This is a genomic window from Verticiella sediminum (assembly GCF_007558815.1).
GTDB lineage: Bacteria > Pseudomonadota > Gammaproteobacteria > Burkholderiales > Burkholderiaceae_B > Verticiella > Verticiella sediminum.
In genome coordinates, this window is sequence record NZ_VLTJ01000029.1 from 1 (window position 1) to 17,554 (window position 17,554).

The 17,554-nt window shown below is 67.3% G+C and carries 14 protein-coding genes; all 14 read right to left on the reverse strand.

The features are described 5' to 3' along the window. The coding region (locus FOZ76_RS14465) for a carbohydrate-binding protein (protein WP_143948988.1) at positions 1-2,728 on the reverse strand (2,728 nt) is incomplete at its 3' end. Next, complete coding sequence (locus FOZ76_RS14470) at positions 2,728-4,182, reverse strand: hypothetical protein (protein WP_143948989.1); 1,455 nt, start codon at positions 4,180-4,182, stop codon at positions 2,728-2,730. The genes FOZ76_RS14470 and FOZ76_RS14465, both read right to left, overlap by 1 nt. Next, complete coding sequence (locus FOZ76_RS14475) at positions 4,179-10,070, reverse strand: tape measure protein (RefSeq protein ID WP_170235454.1); 5,892 nt, start codon at positions 10,068-10,070, stop codon at positions 4,179-4,181. The genes FOZ76_RS14470 and FOZ76_RS14475 overlap by 4 nt, the downstream gene beginning before the upstream one ends. Before the next feature lie 78 nt (positions 10,071-10,148). After that, the gene (locus FOZ76_RS27530; protein ID WP_170235455.1) at positions 10,149-10,469 is read right to left on the reverse strand and encodes a DUF1799 domain-containing protein; all 321 of its coding nucleotides are present in this window, start codon (positions 10,467-10,469) and stop codon (positions 10,149-10,151) included. A gap of 59 nt (positions 10,470-10,528) precedes the next feature. Further along, positions 10,529-10,864, reverse strand: a complete 336-nt coding sequence (locus FOZ76_RS27535; RefSeq protein ID WP_170235456.1) for a hypothetical protein — start codon at positions 10,862-10,864, stop codon at positions 10,529-10,531. A 92-nt stretch (positions 10,865-10,956) separates the two neighbouring features. Then, a complete protein-coding gene (locus FOZ76_RS14485) occupies positions 10,957-11,889 on the reverse strand; it encodes a phage tail tube protein (RefSeq protein WP_143948992.1) in 933 nt (310 codons plus the stop codon). Between the two features lie 78 nt (positions 11,890-11,967). Then, complete coding sequence (locus FOZ76_RS14490) at positions 11,968-12,192, reverse strand: hypothetical protein (RefSeq protein ID WP_143948993.1); 225 nt, start codon at positions 12,190-12,192, stop codon at positions 11,968-11,970. A 9-nt stretch (positions 12,193-12,201) separates the two neighbouring features. Beyond that, entirely contained in the window at positions 12,202-12,621 is a 420-nt protein-coding gene (locus FOZ76_RS14495) for a hypothetical protein (RefSeq protein ID WP_143948994.1), read from the reverse strand. Continuing rightward, on the reverse strand, positions 12,618-12,947 hold the full coding sequence (locus tag FOZ76_RS14500) for a head-tail joining protein (RefSeq protein ID WP_143948995.1): 330 nt from the start codon (positions 12,945-12,947) through the stop codon (positions 12,618-12,620). The genes FOZ76_RS14495 and FOZ76_RS14500 overlap by 4 nt, the downstream gene beginning before the upstream one ends. Further along, positions 12,944-13,945 (reverse strand): major capsid protein, encoded by a 1,002-nt coding sequence (locus tag FOZ76_RS14505; RefSeq protein ID WP_143948996.1) that lies wholly within the window; start codon positions 13,943-13,945, stop codon positions 12,944-12,946. The genes FOZ76_RS14500 and FOZ76_RS14505 overlap by 4 nt, the downstream gene beginning before the upstream one ends. Before the next feature lie 69 nt (positions 13,946-14,014). Then, on the reverse strand, positions 14,015-14,650 hold the full coding sequence (locus FOZ76_RS14510) for a head decoration protein (RefSeq protein ID WP_143948997.1): 636 nt from the start codon (positions 14,648-14,650) through the stop codon (positions 14,015-14,017). A gap of 10 nt (positions 14,651-14,660) precedes the next feature. Beyond that, positions 14,661-15,779 carry a head maturation protease, ClpP-related gene (locus tag FOZ76_RS14515; RefSeq protein WP_143948998.1) on the reverse strand — a complete coding sequence of 373 codons (1,119 nt, stop codon included), beginning with the start codon at positions 15,777-15,779 and terminating at the stop codon, positions 14,661-14,663. A gap of 9 nt (positions 15,780-15,788) precedes the next feature. Continuing rightward, positions 15,789-17,345 (reverse strand): phage portal protein, encoded by a 1,557-nt coding sequence (locus FOZ76_RS14520; protein ID WP_170235457.1) that lies wholly within the window; start codon positions 17,343-17,345, stop codon positions 15,789-15,791. After that, complete coding sequence (locus FOZ76_RS14525; protein ID WP_143948999.1) at positions 17,345-17,554, reverse strand: hypothetical protein; 210 nt, start codon at positions 17,552-17,554, stop codon at positions 17,345-17,347. Before FOZ76_RS14525 ends, FOZ76_RS14520 begins: the two co-directional genes overlap by 1 nt.

Below are 17,554 nucleotides of genomic sequence, written 5' to 3' on the forward strand. Positions count from 1 at the left end.
GAACGTCGTAGACCTCGCTAATCGCCCCGTCAGCATCGCCGAGGGAGGCCTGCAGGTTGACCAGCATGACCGCGGATTCGAGCGTCGCGCGCTCGACCACCTGTACGCGCGTGGCCGCATCGTCGGCGGTTGCCTCGACCTCGGTCAAGCGCTGCGCCTGGCCGGCGGTGGTCTCTTGCAATCCGCTGACGGACGTTTCCAGGTCGCCGGCGCGCGTGCCCAGCGTGGTGATCTGCTGGGCCTGGCTCGCCGTCGTGGTCTCGACGACGCTCACCCGCGACCAGGCGTCGTCGGCGACAGTCTCCACCGCCGTCAGGCGGTGTGCCTGGTCGGCGCTGGCGTCCTGCAACTGCGTGACGCTGGAGGCGGTGCCCGCGGCCTGCGCCTCGACGCTCGTCAGGCGCTGGGCGTGCTGCGCCGTCACGTCCTGCAGCACGGTTATCTGCGCCTGATAATCGCCGCTGGCGACGTTGAGCCGTTGCAGCGTACGGGCGTGGACCGCCGACACCTCGCGCAGGTCCGTAATCGCGCCATCGGCATCGCCCAGGCTCGCCTGCAGGTTGACCAGGTGGAAGGCGTACTCGAGCGTCGTCTGCTGCAGTCCGGTAATGGCTGTCTCGGCGCCATCCGCGCGTGTCGCCAGCGTCGTGAGCTGCTGCGCCTGCGCGATGGTGGTGGCTTCGACGACCCCGACACGAGACTGCGCATCGCCAGCCACCGTCTCCACCTCGGTCAGGCGCTGGGCGTGGCCGGCGCTCGCCTGCTCGACCACGCCAACCCGCGACTGCGCATCGTCTGCGGCCATTTCCACGGCAGTCAGGCGCAGGGCATGCTGCCCCGTGGTCTGATCGAGCACCTGCACCGACGTCTCGACGTCGGCCGTGCGCGTCGTCAACGCCTGCAGCGCGCTCGCCTGGTCTACCGTGGTCTCGCGCAGATCTTCTATCGAGCTGCCCTGCTCGCCGATGGCCGTGGTGATGGTGACCAACTGCTGGGCATAGCCGGCGCTCGTCGTCTCCAGCGACCCGATGCGCGAGGACTGCTGGCCCTGGACGGTCTGCAGTCCCGTGATCGCCGTCGCCTGCTCGGCGGTAGTCTGCTCCAACGACTGGGCGAGCGAGTGCGCATCGCCGGCGACAGTTTCGACGGTTTGCAGCCGGCTGGCCTGGTCTGCGGTAGCATCCTCCAGTTGCTCGACGCGCGATGTCGCGCCGGCGGACTGCACCTCCACCACTGCTAGGCGCGAGGCCTGGCCCGCCTGCACGTCCTGGATCTCGACGATCGACGCGGCGCGCTCGCTGTCGCGCACCTCCAGGCGCGAGATGCTGCGCGCATGGCCGGCGCCCAGCTCGCGCAGTTCGGTGATGCTGCCGTCGGTATCGCCGAGGGAAGCCTGCAGGTTCACCAGGTGCAGTTGATACTCGAGGCCAGCCTGCTCCAGCGCGGCCACGGCCGCAGCCCGCTCCGCGGCCTCGGCCACCAGGTCGCCTGCCAGTTGCTCGCCCTGCGCGATGCGCTGGCTGCGCTCGGACAGCAGTGCCTGCGCCGCCTCATCCTGCACGCCCGCAATGGCGCCCTGCAAGCCCTGGATCTGCCCGACTTGGGCAGCGATCTGCGACTGCAGGTTGGCCGCAAGCGCTGTCCTCGCCGCTGCCTCGGCGGCTAGGTCGTCCGCAACCTGCTGGCCAAGCGCCGCACGCTGCGCGGCCTCGTCCTGCACATCCGATGCCAGTGCCTGCATATCCTGCGCCAATGCGCCCACGGCCTCACCCAGGCTCGCATAGTCGCCGAGCAGGGACCAGGCGGCGCTCGGCGGCTCGCTCCCCGTGGACGCCGCCACGGCCCGCCACAATTTGCCGCCGTGCGTGACGATATCGCCAGCGGCGTAGGCCATGCCCACGTCCCAAGCGCCGGTGCCGAGGATGCCAGCGACCTCCGACGTCAGGGTATCGATGCGGGCGGACAACTGCGCATTGATGCCCGCGACGGCCGCCACGCGCTCGGCCGACTCGGCACTGAGATTGTTGGCCAGCCCCGTGTACTGCGCGATGCGCTGTGCCTCCTCGGCCAGCAGGGCCGCAGCCAGCCGCGCCGACTCCTGCGCCAGCGCGGCCTGCGTGCGCCGCTCCACGTCGTCGATCTCATCGCCCCAGTATTCAAGCTGGTATGAGAGCTCGAGTAGCGCCTGCGCCCGCGCGCTGGCCTCGGTCGCGACACGCGCGGCCACAGAGTTCGGGAGGCTCTCATCACCGTCGATCAGGTCGATCCTCGCACCGAGGTCGGCGTGCAGTTGGCCCTCGCGGATCGAACCCTGGAGCAGGTCCAGGACATAGTCCACGCCCTGGGCCACGATCACATGCTCGGCGATGTATTGCGTGCCACCGCTGGTGATGCTCGCCCGCACGCGCAGCCGTGGACCCTGCATCGTCTCTGCCTGCACCGTGCGCGCATTGCCGGTGCCGGTGAGCGTGGCGGCGCCCTCGACCACCTGCCACGTGACCGTGCCGGTGATGCCCGTCAGCACCGCGGTCAGCGTCACCGTGGCCGGGCTCGGGCCGCCGGCCACAAACAGCACCTGGCTGTCGCTGGCCAGGATGCGCACGCCGCGCACGGCCTCGATCGTCTCGCCCACCTCGGGCGGCAGTTGGTCGATCGGGATGATGCGCGCGATCGTGCGCTCCGGATCGGCCTGGAGGGCCAGGTCGCGCGGGTTCTGGATGGTTGCCATTACAGCCTGACCTCCACCTCGACGGCCACGGTCGCCTTGAACCAGTCGCGCTGCAGGGACACGATCTGGCACGCGCGGCCGGCCTCCAACCCGTATCGATTGCCGTACAGCACGACGCGCTCGCCCAGCTCGAACTGCAGCAATTGGGCAAACCCTGTCAGCGCCAGGCGGGCAATGCGCCCGTCCCCGTTGGCGAGCCGTCGCTGGCCCTCGGTCAGGGCGTCGGACTGCTTGAGCAACAGCGTGTCGATCTGCTCGCCGGCGCGCGATGCGTCGCCCACCGTGACCGTGAGCCACTCCTGCGCATAGCGGTCGCGGTACCGCGCCGGCACAATCTCGGCGATCTCCTGCCCGGGCGTCCAGTTGCGGCAGTATCCCAGTGTCACGCCATCGACCCGCCCACGAAATCCAGCCAGGCGCAGGCTCCCATCGAGGTAGTCGCCCGGCCGGATGACACGCAGGCCGGCCGTCGCCGTCGGCGGGGGCGGGTCCGCCTTGAGCAGCCGCAGTTGCCCGGTGCGGCTCGCCGCCACCTGGGCGCCGACACTCGCAGCCAGGCGCTGCACGGCGTCGCGCACGGTGATGCGCTCGGCCGAATACAGGCCAACGGGCTGCGGGTGGGCGGCGGCGAACGCATCGAAGTTCGCGCGGTCGATCTCGCCGGCGCCCAACCGTTCAGCCTCCGGCCCATACGACGTCGCCAACAGCTCCACCAGCGGCCCGACGGTGTTGCGGTACACGCCACCGCTCTTGTCACCCTGCACGCTCATCGTGAGCAGGCCATCCGGCTGCTTGGCGACTGTGGCACGCGCGTTGGTGAGGTCCGCGGTGGCGTCAGCAGGCACCCCCCGATCGCGCAGCTCGATGATGCGTTCGATCGGACGGCTATGCACGCGCACCTGCTCGCCTGCCGTGTCCTCGACGCGCGGCGTGACGTTGTGACATTCGCCCATGCACAACGGCATGGGCTGCTCCGCATTCGGCCCGACGCCCAGCGTGCCATCGTTGGCCGGGTTGTTGAGGCGCTCCAGCACGTCGCGCAGCACCAGGTTGAGCGTGCGCGCGTTGCGCGGCTGCAGGCGGGCGACCACGCCGGCTAGGGCCAGACGGTAGTCAGCACGCGGCCAGGACACGTCGCCGATGTAGACCTCGATCCGCCGGTCCTGCCAGACCACGGACAGCAAATCGTCGGCGTGGCCGCCAGTGTTGTCGATCTCGATGTCCCCGGCGCTCATGCGCGCCTGCGCGCCGTCCTCGGACAGGCTCTCGCTAAACGACGCACCGCCCTGCAGGATCGCGCGGTACGCACGGTTCGGCGCAACCTGATCATCCGGCGCCGTCACGTACGCACGCGACGACAGGTAGATCGGCGTATCGCCGGGCAACTCCACGAGCACGCAGCGAGGCACGCCGCTGGTGCGCAACCAGCGGTCGAATTGGGCGTCTGTGATCATGCTTCGATTGCCTGCCTATGCAGCGCGCGGCTGGCGCTGTCCTCGACGGTGTTTGCGACGTGCGCCGCACCACGGGCAGTTGCTTCGGTGTTGTTGTCGACGGCCTTGACGACAGCCCCTTCAAGCAGTGCGATCCGGTCATTCAGTCGCCGGATCTCCGCGATCAGTTCCACGTTGCCCTGTCCGCGCCCGGACTGCGTCCAGTCCGGCATTGCGGCCAGCGCGCGGTAGCGCTGGGCCTCGGGCTGCGGCAGCACGGCCTCACCGGCGTGCAGCTCGGCGCGGTAGCCGTCGCGCGGGACCAACCACAGGCCGTCGCGGTGCGAGCCGTCGATGCCGGCGGACGCCAGAAACGCCCGCTTGGCGCCATCTGCGCCCCAGCGCTTGATATCCTCGATCCAGTGGGCCAGGCCGGCCGGATCCGGGTCGTGCCCCAGGTACTGCCGGTACCAGGTCGTGACGATGCTCGCGTCGAAATCGGCTTTGACCTGGTCCTGGGGCCGCTGACCCAGTTGTCCCTGCCAGTAATCGCGGCCGGCTTGGTCGCCCTGCCCGTAGCCGGCGTCCGCATACCAGCCCGAGACGATGTTGCCCATCGCGCCGGACAACACCGGCTGCAGTGCCGCGGCGATGCCCGCTGGCATGCCCTGCAGGAGCGCGGCAACATCGTGCAGCCGGTCGGTGTCCGAGGCCATGGCCGTGAGCATGGCCAGTTCGTGTTGGCTGGCCTGCAGGGCAGAGTGGTACTGCGCGTCGATCGCGTTATATGCGCGCTCGGCGATCACCTGCAACTGCGCCAATTGCTCGAGACTGCCCTCAGCCACGGCGAGCTGGCGATCCGCGTCAGCCTGCGCCCATGCGGCGAGGTCGCCGGCTGCGCCGGTCAGACGGTCGTAGGCGGACTGGTAGTCGCTGCCCGATGCCCCGTATTCGCGCCACAGGCGCAGCGCTGTCTCGAGCTGGCCCTGCACCCGGCCCATGGCGTCAAGATCGCCGACCTGAGCGCGCGCAATCGTGTCCATGAGCTGCCACTCGGCCTCTGCCGTACGCTGGCCCAGGGTGAGCGGAGAGAGGTCACCGACACTCAGGCTGTCGAGGTAGGAGCCGAGCGAGCGGCCCAGGTCGCGCATGCGCTCCGCGGCCTCGATCTCCGCGTTGTAGCGGTCGAGCTCGATGTCCGTCAGCTCGCTCGCCAGCTCGATCTGCTGCTCGTAGCTGCCCGTCGTCAGCCGCACCCACATCTCGGCCTCGCGCGCGCTGGCATAGCGCCCAGCGGCGCCGCTGGGATCGCCGGCCGCACCGGCCGCCTGAGCCGCTGCGATCCGATCGAGCACGCTGCCTGCCGTGCTCCGGATCGTGGCGAGCCGCCCCGCCTCCGTCGCCAAGCGCTGCACCAGGTCGTACTGGGCCCCGAAGGCTTCCTGCTGCGCGCGCTCGATCGCTGCGGCCTGTTCCTGGGCCGCGCGGATCGCCGCCTCCGCAGCGGCCTCCGCTTGTTGCTCCAGCGAGGCCATCCCTTCCTGCAACTGGCCGAACGCGCCGGCCAGGGCATACACACCAGCACGCGCCCGCAAGCCGGCGTCCGTGGTGGTATCCAGCCCTTCAACCAGCGAGCGCAACTCCGCCACGCTGCCCGGCATGGCCAGGCCCAGACCCTCGAAGCCCTCGGCGACTTGCGCTTGCAGATGTGCGACCTTCTCCTCCTCGCTGTAGACGAGGTCGTAGTAGGTCTGCATGTTCGCCAGCAGCGGCTCGATGCCGCCGCTGAACTGCGCCAACTTCAAGCCCGCTTCGAGAGCGATGCCGGCCAAGTCCTCGAACGGCAGGCGCGTCAAGGCATCCCGGAACTGCGCCATCGCGTCGAGGTTCGCCGTGACGGCGGCCACGCCGGTCTCGTCAAGCGCCGATATGTCGAACTGGCCGAGGTAGTCGGCGAACGCGGTATCGAGCCCGGACATCTGCAGGCCGCGCAGCACGGCACGCTGCATTTCCAGCCCGAACTCGGCCGCAACGGTCTCTGCGTCCTTGACACCGGACAGGTCGCGCATGCCTCGCTGCCAGCTCAGCTCGTCAGCACCGGCGACCCAATCGGACCACACGAACGAACGCCCTTTATCGGGGCTCAACTCGTAGCCGCCTCCGAAATGCAGGTTCGACGCATCACCACCCAGGCGGGCCGCTAGGTCGCGCACGGAGTCACGCACGCCCGTGATTGTCTGGATCGTTTGACTTTCGTTCGGGTCGCCGCCGGAAGGCCCTCCGCTGCGGAAATACTGGCCGTCGGCGCCAACGGTGTATCCGCCGCCGTAGCGCGTCTCGCCAGAGCCGATCAGGCTGCCCAGGGCCGAGCCCAGCACCATGCCGATCGCCGCCCCGATAGGCCCGGCAGCCGTGCCGAGCTGGGCACCGAGCGTCGTCCCGGCGACCGCCGACGACGTCCCGATCATCATGCCGGCCGAGGCGCCCAGACCACCTCCCATGGCGGACTGGCCCTTGTTGCCGAACATGGAGCCGCCGAGGTACCCACCGATCAGGCCGGCACCAGCGGTAGCCAGCCCGCCGGCAGCACTGCTCATGCCGGTGGCACTGTTGTAGCCGCCGAAGCTGAAGATCGAGGATGCCGGCACATTCGTGAACCAGCCGGTCAACCCTCCCGTGGTCCACTGGGGATTGGCAGCGATTAGTTGGGACAATCCGTCCCCGCCAGCGGCATACGCAGCAGAGCCAGGCGTGGCAGACGCCCAGTTCGCGTAGGACAAGGAACCCGGCAACGCCCCGCTACCGTACAGCATGCCGCTGACGCTGGACCCAAGGCTCGTCGAACCGCTGCCCGTCATCCCTGAATGCTGCAGGATGGACTGCTGCAACTGAGATCCGCCTGCCAAGCCGGCGACCTGCGCGATGAGCCGCACGACAAGCGGCTTCGCGAACGCCTCGTATGCCGCCGTCGCTAACGCAGTTTTCGCTGTCCGCTTCAGGTTGTCGCCAAAGGCCGACACGGCGTCCTGATCGCCGAGCGCCGCAAAGAACCCTTCCTGGAACGTCTCGCGCAGGCCATCAGCGGCCCGCATCCACTCCTGGGCCTCAGTCTGCACGCGCCTGCGGGTTTCAGCCTGGGACTGCGCAACATCACCCAGCCACGCCAGTTTCTGCCGCAGTTCCAACTGACGGGTCAAGCCGTCGATGACGCCGGCCGTGTACTCGATTTCCTTCGCGGATTCTTCGTTGGCGAGCTGGCGCCACAGCGTCTGCTCCTCGGTGGCGATACGGTCACGCAGGCGCGCCTGCTCGAGCATCTCCAGGTTGCGTGCGGCCCGCTGCTCATTGACATCCCAGGTGGCCGTTTGGTCGCTCAGACGCAGGTAGGATTCGTACAGGCTGGCGTTGGCGTCCAGGATGCTGTCCGAGTACGCCTTTTGCATCTCACGCGTGCGCTCTGCCGCCAACTGAGTTTTTTCGAGCGCATCCTTTTCCGCGAGCCGAGCGCGTACGCTGGCCTGAACCGCCCGCAGGCTGCCGTCCTTGTCGCGGGCCAGGCGACGCTCGAACTCGATCAGCTCTTTCTGCGCTTCGGTCACCGAGCCGTATGCGGCTGCCTCGACCTTGAGCGCCTCGATGCGGTCCTCGATGCCCTTCAGCAGCTTCTGGCCTTCGGTCTCGGCCGTCTTGCCGCCGGTGGCGGACGGAGACGTGTTCGCGAGGATGCGTTGCAGGCGCTCTCGATGTTCGGCGAGCTTCGCATCGTAGGCGGCCTGCGCCTGCGCATCGATGTTGGCCATGGCGGACTCGGCATACGCCAGAGACACGCCGCGTGCGATCTCCAGTTGCAACTTCGCCAATGCTGCCGTGCGCGTGGTCAGGGCTGCTGTGGCGGCCTCTTGCTTCGCGAGATCGTCCAGCACCTTGACCGCACCGGCCTGGGCTTTGGCATCCTTGTCCTGGATCGCCTTTTCCAAGGTTTTGTAAGCATCGGTCTGCGAGCCGATGATACCCGCCAATTGCGCCTGCGCGTCATTGGCGCCCCTCGCGCGTGCCTGGTACTCGGCCAGCTCCTTGGCTGTCATGCCGATGACATCGCGCGATTCCGTGAGTCCCTTGACATGCTTGTCCCAGTCGGCGGCGGCCATACCGGTGGCGAGTTGCTGTGCTGACTGTGCAAGGCCACGTGTGGCGCCATTGGCCGCCTCAACTACCTCCTGGAACTGCTTGACGCGGTCGGCGGACGTGGCAACGCTCTGCTGCGCGCGCGCTGCCGCGCCAGCAGTACGCTCCAGGCCCGCCACAATGTGCGGGGCGGCGCCGCTGCCCCGAATGAACTGTTGGACCACGCCATCCAGATCGCGTACGCCGCTCCGGACATCTTGCAGTCCACGCTGGAACTCAGCGAACGCCTCGGGGTTCCGCAGCCGCGCGAGCGACGGCACGCTGCCCTCGATATCGCGGAACGCCTGCGCGGCTGCGTCTCGGAAGTCCTCAAGTTGCTGTTCGGCGGCACGCAGTAGCGGCCGTCTCTGAGCTGCGTCGAGCTCCTGAAACGTCTTGACCTGCTCGTCGACGGCGCCGCCCATCTCCAGCAGCGAGCGCGTCGCCTCGTCGGCGTTGTCGCTGAATAGCAGGAAGCCGGCCGCTGTAGCCGCGGCAATGCCAATCAGCCCTGCAGGACCACCAAGCACACCGAGGGCCAGGCGTGCCGCCGCTGAGACGCCCCCCGAAGCGGCGGCCACGGCTGCCTTGGCCGCCGCCGCATTCCGATCCGCCGCGGCCTCCGCAGCACGCGCCGCAATGACGGTCTGGGCCGCTGCAGCCTCCTGTGCCGAGCCCCGTGCGGCTGCGAAGGACGCAGTAGCCGCCTGCGAGGCACTACGCGCTTTTACCTGCTCAGCCTCGGCCACGGCCAGATTCGCGGCCGCCAACGCCTGCACAGCCGGCCTGGTTGCGCTCGCCTCGACCCACTGGGCACGAAACGCCTTCGCCGCCTCCCATCCACCCTGCGACATCGTGCCGAGGGTCTTGACCAAATAGCCCGCGGCCAGCGTTCCTCCAGCCGCCCCCAACAACCCGAGATTCTCTGTCGCGAGGTCGATGGCCGACACGAGCATATCCGTAGCTCCGGTGGCCTCGTTCAGCTCATTGATGCGCATGCCCAGCCGATCCCAGCCGCGCGTCATCGCGTCGGCCACGCTCGTCTTCATCTTGTCGGCCTCGGCGCCGAGGTTCTCCATCTGGCTCGTCACCGTCATGAGCTGCTGCACGCTCAGTCCGCCATTCTGGACCATCTGCATGAGCTGGCCGTTGGTAACGCCGAGCGAGTCAGCCAGCGCCTGCGCCAACCTCGGGGACGCGTTCAGCACTGCCAGGTACTGATCCATCCCCATCTTGCCGTTGAGGATGGACTTGGACACCGCATCCACGGCGGATCCAGTCTTCTCGGCGTCCGCCGCTGCGATGGTCAGCCCGTATTGCATGGTCGCGACGAGATCGGCGGCGGACTGGGACTGATACCCCAGCTCGCGGAGACTGCCTGCCGTGCGTGCGTACACCTCCACCCCGTCGGCCACGCTACGGTACGTGCGTCCGGCCGCGTCCACCAGGCGCTCCTGCACCGCCAGGTACTCAGTGTGCGAGCGGGTCGCGCCCTCCAGACGGCTCTGGAGCTGCCCGAACTCGTCGGCCAGGCCGATGACCTTGCCAACCGCGAGGATGCCTGCCGCCGACCGAGCCATGTTGCCGATCATCGTGCGCGTGCGCTCGGTCGCAGCCGAGGCGCGATCCATCGCCGCTTCCGTCTCTTTCGCGAACTGGCCCGCGTGCATGGACGCGAGATTCAGCCCACGCCGCAGGCCGCTCTCGTCGGCAGTGAGCGTGACGCCGATGCGTTTGTTGGTCATGGATGCGCGCAATGAAAGGCCCCGCTCGCAGGCGAGGCTAGTGGTCAAACTCAGTTGTGACGCGAGCATCTGGGGCAGCTATCGCTGCGCTTGGGCCCACACCTCGAGCGCGGCTCGCTCCATGAGCCGCAGATCCTCAAGCAACTCTCGCCGCCGCCGCTTCTTCGGTACCAGTTCCCGCAGCAGTGCGGTGACAGCGGTGTAGTCCAGGCCGGTACGCTGGACTGGGCCCATGCCACCGATGTAGCGCCATGATGTACCCACCACATCGCAGAACCACGAGACGGATTCCCAGTTGTCCGGCCAGACCTCGAAATCGCCGCCGCTGCTCCCTGCAGACCGCCGAACCTGCTCCAGCACCTCGGGCGGGGCGCCGGCTTTCGTGAGGGCGTCCAGCACCACAGAGTCGACCGCGAAGCCCTGGTCGGGCTTCGCGCCGGCCCAGTGCCGGGCCGCCTCTACAAGTTTTTTTGCCGAACGTCGTTGATGTTGCTCCAGTACGCCGCGGCCATGGCCACGCGCACCTGCGGGATGAGCAGCAGCGCCTCCAGGTTTTCGGGGGTGGGCTCGAGCGGCTGACCGTCCTCGCCCAGAACCCCGCTCCAGGCAGTGTGGACGCGGCGGATGACCTCGCTCTGCCCCTTCACCAGTACGAGTTCGTCCAGCTCGTCGGAGTCGACTCGCCGCACGTCCCACCAGAAATCCTGACGTTCGAAACGGCCCTTTTCAGTGGGCAGTGACACCTCGACTTTGATGCGATAGGTGGGAGTTTGAGTAGCCAGACGGAGAGTCATGAAGTGATCCTGTGATGTTTGATTGATGGTGCAGTGAGCCGGCATAGAAGGCCTCGAACCGTTACAACAGTCGAGGCCTTCGCCTTTTCTGATCAGCGGAACGTGATCGCGACTTCGTCGTTACCTTGGTCCGGCTGGAACGCCGTATCGAGTCCCAGCATGGCTGTGCCATCCTGGTCGGAATACGAAGGGTTCATGAGCTGGGCGGTCGGCATCTCCAGTTCGACGATGTTGCCCGGCGTGACACCGTGGGTGATCGAGAGCGGCACATCCTGCGCACTCAACACCATCTGCGGCCAATTGAGCTGGGCAATGCTCGGCAGCTCCATCAAGACGTTGCCGGCCGGTCGCCGGTCGCTGATGTGCGCGCCATTGCATCCGATGAGCTCGCGCCACGCCAGTTGGTTCGCGATGTCCAGCGTGAGCGACTGCAGGCAACCGGTGTAGGCGCCGAGCGCCCATGTCGGGGTGTTCGCGCGGTTCGCAGCCAGCGGCTTCTGGAAAGCGGAGTAATCGACACCGGTCGGCATGGCTGCGTCCGTGATCGGTTGGTAGGCGCCGATCAGCCGGAAACGCATGAATGGGATCGCCTTGGCTGTGATGTCGAACGAGACCGTGCCCCGCGCATCCAGCAGGTTGTGGAACAGTCCGTCGAGGTAGTAGCGCAGCGCCAGCAGTTCCATGCCAGTGGACACCGGCGTGTACGTGACACTGGTGTCCGCGACCGTGGTTTCGGCAAAGCCGCACGCTCGCAGCAGCGGTCCGAACGCTGGCGCCGTGCCCGCCTCGCCGGAGCCTGCCAGTTCCACTTCGAACTCGAGCTGGCCGTAGCGCGTCGTGGCGATCTGCCCGCTGTTGCCCATGTACGGGCGGATGAGGTTCCGCTCGACGAACTCGGCCGACAGCGGGGTCGCGTTGACGTTTCGCACGAGGATGGCGTTGGCGCCAGCAGCCGGTACCGGGTCCGTGCCGGCCGTCGTCTGGACCTTCGCCAGCACCAGGGAGTTTCGGGTGGATTTCGCCATGGGCGGCTCCTAGAAAAAAGAAGGGCCGCACGTGGCGGCCAGGAAGCGTCTGCCGCTGCAGCGCGGCGTGTCGATGCGTTACGCCTTCGGCTGGGGCGTCTGGTGTTTGAGCGCCCGGACTCCGGTGGCAGGATCCAGGATGTAGCAACCGCCTCGTCCGGCATTCTCATCGCGCAGCGCCTTGCGCAGCACGTCCTTCGGGGTAGGAGCAGCCTGCTCAGGCACCGGGACCGCGGGAGGCTCTGCCACCGTGGGCACGGCGGTGGACGGGACGGCGGCCACGACATCGGGGGTCTTGTTCATAGTGATCTCCTACTCGCTCAGCGAATGCTCGTCGGTTTGATAAGTGATGAGATAGCGCCGGGTGACAACCTGGCGCAGCAGATCGCCATTGGCGTACTTCGGCTCATCGGTGCGCAGCTCCTGAATGCCAACGATGCCGGGGGCACTGAACCCCATCACCAGCGGGTGAGCCGCCTCGAAGACCGACTCGGACAACTCGATGTGATCCTCGCCTGCCGTGTGGACCAGCAGGTGGACTTCGCGCGCGCGGTTGACGCGCGAAATCGAACCGTCTGCCACGGTCTCCAGCCCCAGCAGCAGGGTCACGACCTGCGGTCGCTGCCGCGTGCTTGCCCGCACAGGGGAAGACTCCACCTCGGCCGGAAAACCCGGGGCGGCGATAAGCTCCGCCCTGAGGCCCTCAACATAGGTTTGCACGAGAGTGGTCATGGCAATCGCTCCAGTGTGGCTCGGGTCCAGTGCCCGTCGCCTTGCACCAGCGGCTCCTGGTTGACGCGGTAGCGCTCGAACACGCCTCGGCGAACCTCAATCTGCAGCACGTCAGCATCGGCCAGCGGCGGCTGCACGTCCGCGCTGGTGCACTCGATCGCGTAGTCGGTCGTGTGCACCAGCCCGTCGAGCACGAGCTCCTGCGGCCGGTCGAATCGGGCCCGGAACTCGGGCCCTGGCGTGTTGCCCACCAGACGCCGTACCGGCACGCGGATGCCGACCGCGTCGAACGCGCGGTCGAACACGCTGTTGTCCCAGTCCATCATGCGCCCGCGGTAAGTCGAATGACGGCCTTGGGCCGCGTCGGAATATGCAGTGGGTTCGATTGGCTCTCGATGCCCAGGCCCTTACCGTAGGGCAGCACCTCGACGCGGCTGTAATACGGCAGGCCGTCTGTGTTGACCGTTTCCAGATAGTCGCCAGGCGCAAAGCGTGTAATGAAGAACTCCGGTACGCCTTCTGGAAACGCGAAAGCTTCGTTCGCCGGCACGTAGGGCTTGCCTTTCATGCTGCCGCGGTAGCGCTCGAAGCTGATGCCACCGATCTCGAACGAGCCGCTGAGCTCACCGCGCAGTTCCGCTGCCTGCGCGGTGTTCAGGTACGTTTCGCGCACGCTCTTGTGACTGGTCAGCTTTTTCCAGAATTCGCGGCCGCACAGCGCGCGCGCGCTGCGCGTCGGCGTCGCACCCAGCGCGGTCTCGATCAGGTCCAACACGTCATCGCACCTGTCGCGAACGATGGTGTTGACGTCGCCCAGGGCCATCGAGAAGGATGTTTGTTCGATGTTGAACGCTTGGTATACATCGAGCAGTACGGTTTCGCCGTCGGCGTCCAGGATTTGGCCCTTGATGGCGCCGATCCGCTGGAACTCGTGCGTCATGTCCAACTGCGTACGATGCGTGGCCTGATACGAGGCGACGCGCGCGACGGCCGTCTCCAGTTCGGATTGCGAGCCGAATGCGCGGATGCTCTGGATCTCGTCGGCCAGCATGGTGGACCGTTGCGGCAGGTGCACCGTGTTGAAGGGGATCAACTTGCGCGGGCCGAGGGTGGTGATGTCGGCCACGCCGCCACGAGGCTTGGCGGCGACGAGTTTGAGCGTGGCGCCGTCATATTCGATCTGCACGACGGTGGTCGAAACGCCTCTTTCATTGAACAAGCCCAGTTCGCCAATGCGGCCGGGAACATAGGGCTGCTCGTTGATCGCTGCCGCGAGGTTGGGGACGGAGAATGCCTCGTCCTGGAACAGAGAGATATCGGCCATGGTGGCTCCAGAAATGGAAACGGCCGCACTCGCGGCCGCAATTCATCGGGTGATGAGGGCTGAAGGGGATCAGTCGCGCACGAGCACGCCGAGGGCTGCGAGGTCGGTCCGGCCAGCGGCATCCAGGCCAATGAGGAGCGCGGCGGCCACCTCGGCGTCGCGAACGATGCCGACAGCCTGCACGTCCGCCTGCGTCGTATCCACCGAGGCATACAGGACGCCACCGGCTGCACGCCGGCCGTCGTTGGCGCCGTCCTCGTCATACGGCACCCATTCGCCGAGGTTTGCGGTGACCGCAATGGTCCACGAGTCGCCCACCACGAAATCTGAGGCACCGTCAGCGATCGTGAACGTGAGACCGCCGGCGGTAAACGGCGTACCGACCTCGCCTGCACCCAGTACCACGCCGCCCGGGCCCGTAACCTCAAACGCACCACCTCCGGCAGACGCCTCGGTGATCTGCACCGAGTAGTTGCCGGACACGGCGCCGCTTGTGACGACGAACGTGCCCAGCACGCCGTTGCCCGTGTTGCCGGCGGTGGGCGTGGCGATTGCCGCGTTGTCCGCGGTGGTCTGCGCGATCAGGGTGCCGGCCAGCACGACGCCGAAACCGGCGGCCATCACAATGTTGGCTCGCGAACGCTGGCCATTGGCCTCGGAGACGATGAAATCGGCCGCACGGGCCTGTTGATGTACGAAACTCATGTTGAGACTCCTATCGAGCAGAGAGGGTTTTGCGGGCGGCGTAGATCGCCGAAGGGTTCGGTCCGCTGCTCTGCGACGGAGCCGAGGGAGAGGGGGGGCGTTGCAGGTTGCTGACAGGGTTGGCGTTGCGGGTCTCGAACATGTGGTCGAGCAGCCGTGAGCGCACCTGCTCGACACCCAGGCCGGCCATGATGAAATCGGCTGCGCGATCGGGCACAGAGGCCGCGAGACACAGCCCTGCGACCTGTTCTGCGACGGCGACCCGGGCGTTTACCGACGTGCGGTCCGTCAGGTCACTGCTGACGAGTACGCCCTCGGCCATATGGGGGATGCGGCGCGAACGGCACTCAGCGTACACATGTGCCACCATCTCGGCAGAGTTCGCGGGGACCGGGGGCGGAGGCGGGGCCGGAGCTGGCTGCGGCACCGGATCCTCGGGCACCGGCGGGGACGGCTCCGGAGTGGGCTGGGAGCTGGGGGCCGGGTCGCTGTCGGCGTCATCCAGCTCGGCGAGCAGCGCGGCCGGCACCCCCTTGTGTCGCGCCAGCAGATCGACGGCCCTCGCGGACGCGGCCAGTTTCACGGGCTCCTCGAGCGCGGTCGCAAACCCTTTATCCATGGCCTCGCCCGCATCCAGCCACGTGGTGGCGTCCATCATGGCGATGATCTCGTCATCCGCCTGGCCACTGCGCGCGTAAGCCGTCACCACACCGTTGCGTACCTTGTCCATCATGTCGGCCTCGGCACGCAGCTCCTCAGCCGTTCCGGCCGCCACCGTCCACGCATGGTGGATCATCAGCATGGCGTTGCCAGGCATGATGCGCTCGCCGCCCGCCATGAAAATCAGGGAGGCCGCGGAGGCGGCAACGCCGTCGACCCGGGTGGTGACGGGCAACGGGTGCCGCAGCAGCGTGTTGTAGATCGCGTTGGCGTCGAACACGTTGCCGCCGGGGCTGTTGATCGAGACGAGAATGCGCGTCGCATTGGCGGACGCAACCACCGCGTCCAGCTCGTTGACAAACGCTTTGGCCGTCGTACCCCAGAATCCGATCTCGTCATAGATCAGGATCTCGGCGACGCGCTCGTCGCCCAGGGTCTTGGCCCGGATCGAATACCAGGGTCTCGGCATGGGTAGCTCCTATCGAGGTGAGGGAACAGCGGCGGGGTCCGACGGATCGTCGTCCCGCTCGCTCGGGGCGGCGGGCTCGGCCCCCTTGTTGCGCGCGTGGCGCGAGTCGCTATCGAGCGTCAGGCCATCCCGGTCGGCCTGATCGTTGTCCTCTCGAATCTGCTCAGCGACCTCCTCAGGGTCAACGCCCTGGGCGAGGACGATCTGCTGGCGCGAAATGAAACCGGCCCGCACCGCGTCGGTGTTGGCCTTTACGTCCTGCACGGGGTTGAAATACTGCCAACCCTGGGGCACCCACAGGACACGACGAAAGAGCCGGCGGTCGCGGATGTAGGAATCCATCGGGATCACGCCCGACAGAGCCAGCATGTCCACCCAGGCGTTCCACAGCGGGCGGCACCACTGGTGGATGAAGAACCCCCACTGGAATCGCTCGATGGTGCGATGGAACTCGTTGACGATGACACGCAGCGTGCGGTCATTGACCCCGCGCAGGTCGCCCGAGCCGAGCTCATAGGGAATTCCGACGGACGCGAACGCGGCCATCAACTGCTGCCGCATGAACTCGCCATAGGCGTCTGGCGCTCCAGGCGGCGTGGCGAATTTCACGTCCCATCCCTCGGGCACCGCCTGCATGGTCCCGGGCTCGAGCCCCACCAGCGGGGCACCGTCATCGCCATAAACCTCATCCACACCAGTCATGGGGTTTACCGGGTCATCGGGCTGGCTCATGTCGCTGCCCTTGGCCACCAGGAACCCGGCGAACAGGTTGGACACCTCCTGCCGGAATGCCACGGCGTCGTCGAAACTATCGAGCGTGCGCAGCCGCAGCAGTACCGTGGCCAACTCCGAGACGCCACGCACCTGCCCGGGCCGCAACATACTGAACGCATGCACCACCTCGGTCGCCGGCACGCGGCGCAGTTCGCGCAGCGCGCCGGTGGCGTTGTCACCAGGATGCCGGTTCCAGAGGTGATATGCCACGCGTCGGCCAATACTGTCGAACTCCACGCCGTTGACGAGTTCATTCCGCCCCGCGAGCGGCATCGTGACCTCGACAGGCAGATGATCGCCCTCGATGGCCTGGACCTGCAGCGGCACCACAAGCCCGTCCTCCACGCGTCGTTGGCGCAGTCTCGACAGCGCCTCGCCGTCGATGAACATTGCACGCGCCGCGAGCGATTGCAGCCCATACACATCCAGCCGATCGTCAGCGTCCGCCTCCGGCGACCAGTCGGCCCACAGCTCCTTGAGCAGCCGCCGCATGCTGGGGTCCGGATGCCGAGGGTAGGGCTGGATGCCGGTGCCAATGGCATTGGACACCCAGCGCTCGACCGCGGCCTTTGCCCACGGGTCATTGCGCACGGCATCCCGGGCCCGCCGACGGATCGTGGTCAGGCTGGACGTGGCCGCACTGTTCGGCCCCGCCGCACTCGGGTTCCAGTTGCGGGAGCGGTGCCCGGTGGCGCTGCCGCCCTCGTAGGGCGACGACAACGCCTGCATGCGAGCGGGCACCATGAATCCACGTTGCGCCAGCGTGCGGTAGCCTGCGGGTGCCGTTCGCATCACATCCCCTTGCCCTTGTTGACCATGTGATACATACGCGGACGGCGGCGCCGAGCCTGCGCGTTCAGGTCATCCTGGATGAGGTTCACGAGCCTGAGCCGCTCCTCCACGGCCAGCAGCTTCACGCGCTTGTCGCCGTACTGGACCTCGCTCTGCGCCGCGATCAGATCGCGCTTGGCTTGGTCGAGGTCTGCCTGTGTATATGCCAT

Coding starts and splice junctions, on each gene's coding strand:
- FOZ76_RS14470 (WP_143948989.1), bottom strand. CDS start 4,182: ATGATCACAGACGCCCAATTCGACCGCTGGTTGCGCACCAGCGGCGTG.
- FOZ76_RS14475 (WP_170235454.1), bottom strand. CDS start 10,070: ATGACCAACAAACGCATCGGCGTCACGCTCACTGCCGACGAGAGCGGC.
- FOZ76_RS27535 (WP_170235456.1), bottom strand. CDS start 10,864: ATGACTCTCCGTCTGGCTACTCAAACTCCCACCTATCGCATCAAAGTC.
- FOZ76_RS14485 (WP_143948992.1), bottom strand. CDS start 11,889: ATGGCGAAATCCACCCGAAACTCCCTGGTGCTGGCGAAGGTCCAGACG.
- FOZ76_RS14490 (WP_143948993.1), bottom strand. CDS start 12,192: ATGAACAAGACCCCCGATGTCGTGGCCGCCGTCCCGTCCACCGCCGTG.
- FOZ76_RS14495 (WP_143948994.1), bottom strand. CDS start 12,621: ATGACCACTCTCGTGCAAACCTATGTTGAGGGCCTCAGGGCGGAGCTT.
- FOZ76_RS14500 (WP_143948995.1), bottom strand. CDS start 12,947: ATGATGGACTGGGACAACAGCGTGTTCGACCGCGCGTTCGACGCGGTC.
- FOZ76_RS14505 (WP_143948996.1), bottom strand. CDS start 13,945: ATGGCCGATATCTCTCTGTTCCAGGACGAGGCATTCTCCGTCCCCAAC.
- FOZ76_RS14510 (WP_143948997.1), bottom strand. CDS start 14,650: ATGAGTTTCGTACATCAACAGGCCCGTGCGGCCGATTTCATCGTCTCC.
- FOZ76_RS14515 (WP_143948998.1), bottom strand. CDS start 15,779: ATGCCGAGACCCTGGTATTCGATCCGGGCCAAGACCCTGGGCGACGAG.
- FOZ76_RS14520 (WP_170235457.1), bottom strand. CDS start 17,345: ATGCGAACGGCACCCGCAGGCTACCGCACGCTGGCGCAACGTGGATTC.
- FOZ76_RS14525 (WP_143948999.1), bottom strand. CDS start 17,554: ATGGCATATACACAGGCAGACCTCGACCAAGCCAAGCGCGATCTGATC.